The organism is Staphylococcus sp. EG-SA-2 (genome assembly GCF_017152085.1).
In genome coordinates, this window is record NZ_JACYHC010000154.1 from 1 (window position 1) to 8,233 (window position 8,233).

An 8,233-nucleotide genomic window follows, 5' to 3' on the forward strand; every position below is an offset into this window, starting at 1 on the left:
AGTTTGAAGGTGATAATGTACATGTATAAAAGATATAAACATTTATATAGATTGCCATTCATACACTATCATTATCAAATAACCTATTAATTACGTCATAAAATACCAGATGAACCAAAAAACGCCTTTCCATTGTTGATAAATGGAAAGACGTTTTTTTATAAATTATAGTACGTTTGCATATCCTTCAAAGATTTTACCTTGAGCAGCATCAATCGTAACTAACATGTTATTGCTTATGTTTTTAACAGCTTTTTCTACACCTACAACTGTTGGAATACCTTTTTCTAAACCAACAATTGCACTTGGTGATGTAATACCATTTTCTTCTGTAATTAATCCTAAAGCTTTTTCTACATAAGGTACAAACGTTTCATCGATTGAGTTAGTAACGATAACTTTGTCAGATAAATCTTTACCTTCTAAATCTTTAACAGTTTCAGCAACTAACGTAGTACCAACAACTGATCCACGTCCAATACCTTGACCATTAGCAATTTCGTCACCAACTAGGTGGATTTTCATCATATTAGTAGTTCCAGTTTCACCAGTTGGTACACCAGCAGTAATAATGATTAAATCACCATTAGATACTCTACCAGTTTCAACAGCTGTTGCAACTGCATTGTTTAACAATGCATCTGTACTCTTACGTCCTTTTTTAACTACAGGTTGAACTCCCCAAACAATTGAACATTGACGTGCTGTTTCTTCACTTGGAGTCACCGCAATAATGTCTGAATGTGGACGATATTTAGAGATAGTACGTGCCGTTGAACCACTTTCAGTAGCAGCTACAATTGCTTTAACATTTAAGTTTAAAGCTGTATGTGCAACCGAAATACCGATAGCATTCACTAATGAAGTTTCAACTAATTTAGTACGATCTGACAATAACTTTTTATAATCTTGGGCTGCTTCAGCTGATACAGCAATATTTCTCATTGTTTTAACAGCTTCTTCAGGATATAAACCAGCAGCAGTTTCACCAGATAACATTACTGCATCTGTACCATCATAGATTGCGTTGGCAACGTCACTAGCTTCTGCACGTGTAGCACGTGGGTTACGTTGCATAGAATCTAACATTTGTGTAGCTGTAATAACTGGTTTACCTAATTTGTTACATTGTCTGATTAAATCTTTTTGAACCATTGGTACTTTTTCAGGTGGAATTTCAACACCCATGTCACCACGTGCAACCATTAAACCATCAGACACTTCAAGAATTTCCGCAATATTATCAATACCTTCTTGGTTTTCAATTTTAGGGAATACTGAAATGTTAGCTTTTTGTTCTTCTAAAATTTCACGAATTTCTAAAACATCACTAGGACGACGTACGAAACTTGCTGCAATGAAGTCAACATTTTCTTTAATACCGAAACGGATATCTTCAGCATCTTTTTCTGTAATACCAGGTAAACTTACTCTTACACCAGGTAAGTTAACACCTTTTTTGTTTTTAAGCTCACCAGAGTTTAAAATATCACATTTAACTTCTTTTTTAGCATGGTCAATATCTTTAACTTGTAATTCAATTAAGCCATCATCAAGTAAAATGTATGAACCTACTTGAACATCGTTAATTAAGTTTTCATATGTTACTGAGAACTTTTCAGGTGTTCCTTCAACTTCATTCATGCTAACAATAACTTCGTTACCACGTTCAAGTTCAATGATACCGTCTTTCATATTATGCGTACGAATTTCTGGACCTTTTGTATCTAATAAAATTGCTACAATTTTGTCTAATCTTTTAGCTACTTTACGAATTGTATCAATTCTACCTTTATGCTCTTCATGACTACCATGTGAAAAGTTTAATCGTGCAACGTTCATACCAGCATTGATTAATTTCTCAATCATTTCTTCTGATTCTGAAGCTGGTCCAATTGTACATACAATTTTAGTTTTTCTCATTTTATAATTCCTCCTGAAATCTTATATAGATAACTTGTTAGCAAGTTCATATAGACTATAATCAAATTTATGATCTTTACCATCAAAAATTTCATCAAAAGATGTTGCTACAATTTTATTGTTCTTAATTCCAACACCCTTAGCTGTTTCACCTTGCATTAATAAGTCTACCGCATATCCACCTAAACGTGATGCTAAAACTCTATCCGCACCTGTTGGGCTACCACCACGTTGAACGTGACCTAACACAGACACTCTATTATCAACATTGATGTATTGTGATAATTCTTTTTGACAATCTTGCGCAGTCATGCAACCTTCTGCTACAAGAACGATTGAGTGTTTCTTACCACGTTTAATACCTTGTTCAATTTTATCAGCTATTTCTTTAATATCTGTTTTCACTTCTGGAACTACAATTGTCTCAGCACCAACTGATAATCCAGCCCATAATGCTAGATCTCCACAATCACGGCCCATTGCTTCAATGATAAATGTTCGTGCGTGACTTGACGCAGTATCTCTAATTTTGTCGACTAAGCCAATAATCGTATTTAAAGCTGTGTCAAATCCAATTGTAAAATCAGTACCATTGATATCATTGTCAATCGTACCAGGAATACCGATAGTTTGAATTTCTTTGCATTCCTCACTGATGCGTTGTGCACCGCGATAACTACCGTCACCACCAATAACTACAAGGCCCTCAATCCCTCTTTTACGTAAGTTTTCGATTGCAACTTTACGTACTTCTTGCTCCTTAAACTCTGGACATCTTGCTGAATACAAGAATGTACCTCCACGCTGAATCGTATCCCCAACTGATCCTAATTCAAGTTTATGAATATCATCATTTAACAATCCTTGGTAACCATGATACACACCATAAACTTCAATTTCATTGTAAATTGCTGTACGAACAACTGCTCTTACGGCAGCATTCATTCCAGGTGAATCTCCACCACTAGTTAAAACTGCAATTTTCTTCATGACGACATACCTTTCTATAACTGATTTATCTTTAACTCTAAATTACCACAAATTGATATGTCATTCCATCAAAACTAATGTATTGAATTGATGTAAACGTTTTAAATATTGAATTTTATTTTAACTTAATTAAAAAAAGATTAGTAGCCACAATTTTGACTACTAATCTTAGTTAAAATTCAGTATCTAAATATTAAATTATTGTTTTAATGTACTTCAATTTATGGTAAAACCCAGTATCGATTTAACATAAAAATGCTCAAGTTGATTATTCTATATAAGAACCGATATTTCTGAATTTTTCAAAGCGATCATTAGCAATTTCATCACGTGATAATGACTCAAGTGAATCTAACTGTGCAACAAACGCTGATTTAATAGCTAAAGCTTGCTGTTCAACATCTTTATGTGCACCGCCAAGTGGTTCAGAAATGACATCATCTATAATACCTAATTGCTTAATATCATGGGCAGTAATTTTCATTGTTTCAGCTGCAATTTTAGCCAAATTACTGTCTTTCCATAATAATGCCGCTGCACCTTCAGGAGATATAACAGAGTAAGTACTATTCTCTAACATCAATACTTTATTGGCAATACCAATACCTAGAGCACCTCCACTGCCACCTTCACCAATGACTATCGCAATAACTGGTACTTTTAATGAAGCCATCTCAATCAAATTTGTTGCGATAGATTCACTTTGTCCACGTTCTTCAGCAGCTTTACCAGGATATGCACCTTTTGTATCTATAAATGTAAAGATAGGACGATTGAATTTTTCAGCTTGTTTCATTAAACGTAATGCTTTTCGATAACCTTCTGGATGCGCCATACCAAAATTTCGATAAATATTATCTTTTGTATCTTTTCCACGTTGTTGTCCAATAACTGTAACAGCACGACCATTTAAAAAGCCAATACCACCAATCATTGCTGGATCATCTCTAAAATTACGATCACCATGTAGTTCCATAAACGAATCAAAGATATATGGAATATAATCTAGGGTCGTAGGTCTTTCTTGCAAACGCGCAATTTGCACACGATCCCATGGTTTTAGATTTGTATATATTTTTTTAGTTTCTCGTTCCAATGACGCTTCAAGCATGTCAATTTCTTCTTGTAAATCCACATCATTTTTATCTTGAGATTCTTTTAAAGATTCAATTTTATTTCGAATTTCAAAAAGTGGTTTTTCAAAATCTAACATTATTTAGTCACCTCTTGATGGATTTTTAGAATTTCAGACAATGTTTGACGCATATCATTACGATGTACAACTTTATCCAATTGTCCATGCTCTAATAAAAATTCTGCAGTTTGGAAATCATCTGGCAATTTTTCGTTTATTGTCTGTTCAATAACTCGACGACCTGCAAAACCTATCAACGCTTTTGGCTCACTTAAATTTATATCACCAACTGATGCAAAACTTGCAGATACACCACCAGTAGTTGGATGTGTTAAATATGATATATATAATAGTCCAGCGTCAGAATGACGTTTTAAAGATACACTGGTTTTACCCATTTGCATCAAGGAAATAATACCTTCTTGCATACGTGCACCACCACTTGCAGAGAAAAGAATAAATGGTAAACGGTTCTCAGTGCAGTAATCAATGATGCGACATATCTTTTCACCGATAACCGATCCCATACTTCCCATTCTAAAACGTGAATCCATGACAGCAACGCCAAATTTCATACCATCTAGTTGCGCTGTACCAGTCACAACTGCTTCTTTAAGACCTGTCTTTTGTTGGTCCTTTTCAATTTTTTCTAAATAACTTGGAAAATCTAATGGATTCGCAGAGGTCATTCCCTTATCGAATTCTGTAAATGATCCTTCATCAGAAATTGCTTCTATACGTTTATACGCAGTTAAAGCAATATGATGATCACAATTAAAGCACACATTTAAATTTTCAGCTAATTCTTTTGTGTACATAATTTTCTTACACTTTGGACACTTAGTCATAATACCTGCAGGCACATCATTATTTTTAGAGTCTTGTACTGTAAGATATTTCTTTTTCTTTGTTCGATTAAAAAAATCTTTAAACATAGGAAAACCTCCAAATAACCTCTGTTCTAACCATTTAGAGCCTTAAACTGAACTTGACCAGTTAAAAACGGGTTTAAATTTATTTGATTTATATTCGTTTGACTGTTGAATGTTTATCATAAACTTTCATTTTCATCATTTTAATGACTCTTTATTGCTAACTTTTAAGCAATTTAATTAAACGTTAATTATTTTTATTGTAAATCTGTAAGTTTCATTGTTTTATCATACACATCTTGCGGATCAACTTCAATCCTAGCTACTCCAGATTCCATTGCCGCTTTAGCAACATTACGAGCAACTGATGGCGCTACACGTTTATCAAACGGTCCTGGGATACAGTAGTCTTCATTTAATTCAGAACTATCGATTAAATCAGCAATCGCTTCTACAGCTGCCTTTTTCATTTCTTCATTTATATGTGTAGCTTCAACCTCTAATGCACCTCTAAAAATACCAGGGAAAGCTAATACATTATTAATTTGGTTAGGATAGTCTGAACGTCCTGTACCAACAACTCGTGCACCTGCCGCTTTGGCATCATCAGGTATTATTTCAGGATTTGGATTAGCCATTGCAAATATAATTGGATTATCTGCCATACTCTTAACCATATCTTGTGACAGCGCATTAGCTACAGAAACTCCGATAAATACATCTGCGTCTTTTACGACTTCTTCTAAAGACCCTTCAATCTTATCTTTATTTGTCCATTTAGCTACAACATCTTTCGTAGGATTCATACCATATGAACGTCCTTCAAAAATTGCGCCTCTTGAGTCACACATAACCATATTTCTTACACCATACGCGTATAGTAATTTAACAATGGCTATTCCTGCTGCACCAGCACCATTTAGTACAACTTTTATTTTAGCAATATCTTTGTTAACAACTCTCAATGCATTTACCAAACCTGCCATTGTTACAATTGCTGTACCATGTTGATCGTCATGGAATACCGGAATATTAGTTTCTTTTTTCAATCGTTCTTCAATTTCAAAACAACGTGGTGCCGAAATATCCTCTAAATTAATACCACCATAATTAGGTTCTAACAACTTAACTGTTTTAATGATTTCTTCGGTATCAGTTGTATTTAACGCAATAGGCACCCCATTGATACCAGCGAAGCTTTTGAATAATACTGCTTTACCTTCCATTACAGGAATACTTGCTTCAGGTCCAATGTTACCTAAACCTAATACCGCTGTTCCATCAGTAATAACTGCAACTGTATTTCCTTTAATTGTGTAATCATATACTTTTCTTTTATCTTCATAAATATCTTTACACGGTTCAGCAACGCCAGGTGAGTATGCTAAACTTAATTCCTCTTTATTAGTAACTTTTACATTTGGTTTAACTTCTAATTTACCTTGATTACGTTTGTGCATTTCCAATGCTTCATCTCTTAATGACATGAAATCAGCCCCTAATTCAATATTTATTTTTAAAAAATAACTTGGATAAAACGCATTACATTATAAAAGTAAAAATATTGGGTAAATCTGAATGAGTAAGAATTTATGGTTTTGATTATGTAACACAAATAGCGATAAACGATAATAAAATAATATTTATAAAGATACATTAAACCATACTATCTAAAGATATACCTTTAATTATTATAATGGATAGCAAAAACCAATATATCAAAAAGTTATTATTTTTCCGCACGATATATCGACAAAATTCTTTACTCAATTTATGTATACTGCTTTTTGTGCTAATTATTCTTATGGATTAATCAATAATGTAAAGTGAAACTCATAAAAATAATAAGCATAAAAAACTAATATAAACGCAAACTGATGGTTAAAAAATATCTAACCATCAGTTTACTATATCATAATTTATTAGTTGATAAAAGTTATATAAGCCTAATATCACTAGGGTTAAAGGATTGTATAAAATTATTAAACATACTATCTTTTTGATTAATATAGCCTAAAGTAGTCATTTGTTTAATCGTTTCATCATAAAAGGATAACACAACATCATTAGCATTCTCTTTCGTAGCTTTAATCATCTCTTCAAACATATCTATTTGTGATTTATTTCTAATTATAATTTGTTTGGCAAATGCTAATTTTTGTTCTTCAAAAGTGGCTAATGTCTGAATCTCATTTATAATTAGTTGACGTTGTTGCTTTCTATGGTCAAATTTCCCGCTAACTATAAACAAGTCATTATGTGATAACAACTCTTCGTACTTTTTAAACTGATTAGGGAAAATCACACCATCTAAAGTTTCAATGCCATCATTTAATGTGACGAATGCCATATTTTGACCATTTTTAGTTCGAATTTGTTTAACTTTATCAAACTGTACTAATATAGGTTTATAATTCTGCGCGTTACTCAATTTAAATATCGTTAAATATTGTTTGGCAACAAACTTTTTATCTACTGGGTGTTGCGAAACATAAAATCCTAAATATTCTTTTTCGTACTGACTAATAAGTGCATCAGGCAATTCTTCTTTATCTTCATACATCTGTTTTGGCGTTAAAATATCAAATAAAAAACCATCTTGTTCAATGTTTAAATCGCCATCCAACACTTGATCAATAGCTTGCAACAACGTTGAACGTGTTTTACCAAAAGCATCAAACGCTCCCACTAAAATCAGTGCTTCAAGTAACTTTCTCGTTTTGACTCTCTTCGGTATACGTCTAGCAAAATCAAAGAAATCTTTAAATTTGCCGTTCTGATAACGTTCATCAACAATCACTTTCACACTTTGATAACCAACACCTTTAATTGTACCAATTGATAAATAAATGCCTTCTTGGGAAGGTTTATAAAACCAATGACTTTCGTTAATGTTCGGTGGCAATATAGTGATACCTTGTTTTTTTGCTTCTTCTATCATTTGAGCAGTTTTCTTCTCACTTCCAATAACATTACTTAAAATATTTGCGTAAAAATAATTTGGATAATGGACTTTTAAAAAGCTCATAATGTATGCAATTTTAGAATAGCTGACAGCATGTGCTCTAGGAAAACCATAATCAGCAAATTTCAGAATCAAATCAAATATTTGCTTACTAATGTCTTCGTGATAACCATTTTGCTTTGCACCTTCTATAAAATGTTGACGCTCACTTTCAAGAACAGCTCTATTTTTTTTACTCATTGCTCTTCTTAAAATATCCGCTTCACCATAACTGAAGTTTGCAAATGTGCTCGCTATTTGCATAATTTGCTCTTGATAAATAATAACACCGTAAGTATTTTTTAATAT

General features: G+C 32.9%; 6 protein-coding genes. All 6 read right to left on the reverse strand.

Annotated elements, in window-relative coordinates; translation table 11 throughout:
* Positions 1–165 precede the first annotated feature (165 nt).
* Complete coding sequence (gene pyk, locus IDG60_RS01475) at positions 166–1,923, reverse strand: pyruvate kinase (protein WP_001232648.1); 1,758 nt, start codon at positions 1,921–1,923, stop codon at positions 166–168.
* Positions 1,924–1,944: 21 nt separating this feature from the next.
* On the reverse strand, positions 1,945–2,913 hold the full coding sequence (pfkA, locus tag IDG60_RS01480; protein WP_000717561.1) for a 6-phosphofructokinase: 969 nt from the start codon (positions 2,911–2,913) through the stop codon (positions 1,945–1,947).
* A gap of 268 nt (positions 2,914–3,181) precedes the next feature.
* Positions 3,182–4,126, reverse strand: a complete 945-nt coding sequence (locus IDG60_RS01485; protein WP_000883648.1) for an acetyl-CoA carboxylase carboxyltransferase subunit alpha — start codon at positions 4,124–4,126, stop codon at positions 3,182–3,184.
* Entirely contained in the window at positions 4,126–4,983 is an 858-nt protein-coding gene (gene accD / locus IDG60_RS01490) for an acetyl-CoA carboxylase, carboxyltransferase subunit beta (RefSeq protein ID WP_000471571.1), read from the reverse strand. The genes IDG60_RS01485 and accD overlap by 1 nt, the downstream gene beginning before the upstream one ends.
* Before the next feature lie 194 nt (positions 4,984–5,177).
* Complete coding sequence (ystJ, locus tag IDG60_RS01495; RefSeq protein ID WP_000058389.1) at positions 5,178–6,407, reverse strand: NADP-dependent malic enzyme; 1,230 nt, start codon at positions 6,405–6,407, stop codon at positions 5,178–5,180.
* A 449-nt stretch (positions 6,408–6,856) separates the two neighbouring features.
* Positions 6,857–8,233 (reverse strand): helix-hairpin-helix domain-containing protein (locus tag IDG60_RS01500; RefSeq protein WP_206160406.1); only part of this gene is annotated, 1,377 nt, incomplete at its 5' end.

Bases quoted from the DNA above. Each gene is read 5' to 3' on its own strand.
- pyk (WP_001232648.1), bottom strand. From the start codon at position 1,923: ATGAGAAAAACTAAAATTGTATGTACAATTGGACCAGCTTCAGAATCA.
- pfkA (WP_000717561.1), bottom strand. From the start codon at position 2,913: ATGAAGAAAATTGCAGTTTTAACTAGTGGTGGAGATTCACCTGGAATG.
- IDG60_RS01485 (WP_000883648.1), bottom strand. From the start codon at position 4,126: ATGTTAGATTTTGAAAAACCACTTTTTGAAATTCGAAATAAAATTGAA.
- accD (WP_000471571.1), bottom strand. From the start codon at position 4,983: ATGTTTAAAGATTTTTTTAATCGAACAAAGAAAAAGAAATATCTTACA.
- ystJ (WP_000058389.1), bottom strand. From the start codon at position 6,407: ATGTCATTAAGAGATGAAGCATTGGAAATGCACAAACGTAATCAAGGT.